Source organism: Microbacterium sp. B24, assembly GCF_000333415.1.
Lineage (GTDB): Bacteria > Actinomycetota > Actinomycetes > Actinomycetales > Microbacteriaceae > Microbacterium.
Genome location: NZ_BADB01000316.1, coordinates 1 through 2,114 on the forward strand (window position 1 = coordinate 1; position 2,114 = coordinate 2,114).

1 protein-coding gene is annotated in these 2,114 nt (G+C 68.1%); it reads left to right on the forward strand.

What is annotated here, in order from left to right; all coding sequences use genetic code 11:
• Nucleotides 1–1,876: NADP-dependent isocitrate dehydrogenase (locus I5I_RS08135; RefSeq protein WP_036318313.1), on the forward strand; the 1,876-nt coding region annotated here is incomplete at its 5' end.
• Between the last annotated feature and the right edge of the window lie 238 nt (nucleotides 1,877–2,114).

Consider the following 2,114-nt stretch of genomic DNA (forward strand, 5'->3'; position numbering starts at 1 on the left):
GTCCACGGTCGAGGAGAAGGACATCCGCGCCCGCTACGACCGCATCAAGGGCTCCGCGGTGAACCCCGTGCTGCGCGAGGGCAACAGCGACCGCCGCGCGCCGCTCGCGGTCAAGAACTACGCCAAGAAGCACCCGCACCGCAACAAGCCCTTCGCGGCCGGGTCCAAGACCCGCGTCGCCACCATGGGGCACGACGACTTCAAGAGCAACGAGAAGAGCTGGATCGCCGCGCACGACGACGTCCTGAGCATCCGTCACACCGCCACGGACGGGACGGTCACGGTTCTCAAGGAAGGGCTGAAGGTGCTGCCGCGCGAGGTCGTGGACGCCACGTTCCTCTCCGCGAAGGCTCTCGACGCCTTCCTCGCCGACACGATCGCGCAGGCCAAGGCCGAGAACGTCCTGTACTCCGTGCACCTGAAGGCCACGATGATGAAGGTCAGCGACCCGATCATCTTCGGCCACGTCGTCCGCGCGTTCTTCGCCGACGTCTTCGACGCGTACGGAGAGCAGCTCGCCGCGGCGGGCCTCAACGGCAACAACGGACTCGGCTCGATCCTCGCCGGTCTCGGCGAGCTCGCCGACGGTGAGGCGATCTCGGCCCGCATCGCGCAGGACCTCGAGACCGGCCCGCGGCTCAGCTACGTCAACAGCGACAAGGGCATCACCAACCTGCACGTGCCGTCCGACGTCATCGTCGATGCGTCGATGCCCGCTCTCGTGCGCAACGGCGGCAAGCTGTGGGGCGTCGACGGCGCCGAGGACGACACCATCGCGGTCATTCCCGACTCGTCGTACGCCGGCGTCTACCAGGCCGTGATCGACGACGTCATCGCCAACGGCCCCCTCGACCCGGCGACGATCGGTACCGTGCCGAACGTCGGCCTCATGGCGCAGGCCGCCGAAGAGTACGGCAGCCACGACAAGACCTTCGAGATCCCCGCCGACGGTGTCGTCGAGGTGCTGGACTCCGCCGGCACCGTGCTCATCGAGCACCACGTCGAGAAGGGCGACATCTGGCGCGCGACCCAGGCCAAGCACATCGCGATCATGGACTGGGTGCGCCTGGCCGTCACCCGCGCGCGGGCCACCGGCGTTCCCGCCGTCTTCTGGCTCGACGTCAACCGCGCCCACGACGCGCAGCTCATCGGCAAGGTGCACCAGGCGCTCGCGACGCTGGACACCGGCGACATCACCATCGTGATCCTGCCTCCGGAGGAAGCGACACGCTACACGCTCGCGCGCCTGCGCAAGGGCGAGGACACGATCTCGGTGACCGGCAACGTGCTGCGCGACTACCTCACCGACCTGTTCCCGATCCTCGAGGTCGGCACCTCGGCCAAGATGCTCTCGATCGTCCCGCTGCTGGCGGGCGGCGGCCTGTTCGAGACGGGCGCGGGCGGCTCGGCTCCCAAGCACGTGCAGCAGCTGCTGGAGGAGGACTACCTGCGGTGGGACTCGCTCGGTGAGTTCTTCGCGCTGGCGGCGTCCTTCGAGCATCTCGCCGAGTTCACCGGCAACGCGAAGGCGAAGACCCTCGCCGACACGCTGGATGCCGCCACCGGCACTTTCCTCGAGGAAGACCGTTCGCCGGGCCGTTCGCTCGGGACGATCGACAACCGCGGCAGCCACTTCTACCTCGGCCTGTACTGGGCTCAGGAGCTGGCCCGTCAGACCGCGGATGCGCAGCTCGCCGCGGCATTCGCGCCCGTCGCCGAGAAGCTCGCCGCGGCGGAGCAGCAGATCGTTGCCGAGCTGAACGGGGTGCAGGGCCAGCCGGTCGACATCGGCGGCTATTACCACCCCGACGAGGCGAAGGTCTCCGCGGTGATGCGCCCCTCCGAGACGCTCAACGCGGTCATCGACGCGCTCTGACCCACAGGCGGATACGAGAACGGCCCGGGGTGATACCCGGGCCGTTCTCGTTGCGGCGTTCCGAACGCGTCGCGAGCGTCAGTCGTGGATCCAGACGTCGACTCCCGTCGGCGACCAGTCGTAGATCTGCTTTTGCGCGGTAGTTCGGCATGCCCACGCCAGCCGTGGCTCTGCGGCGTGCCGAAATTGTTGTGCCAATAGACCCCGTGGAACGCCTCATCGCCGTTGAAGTACATGA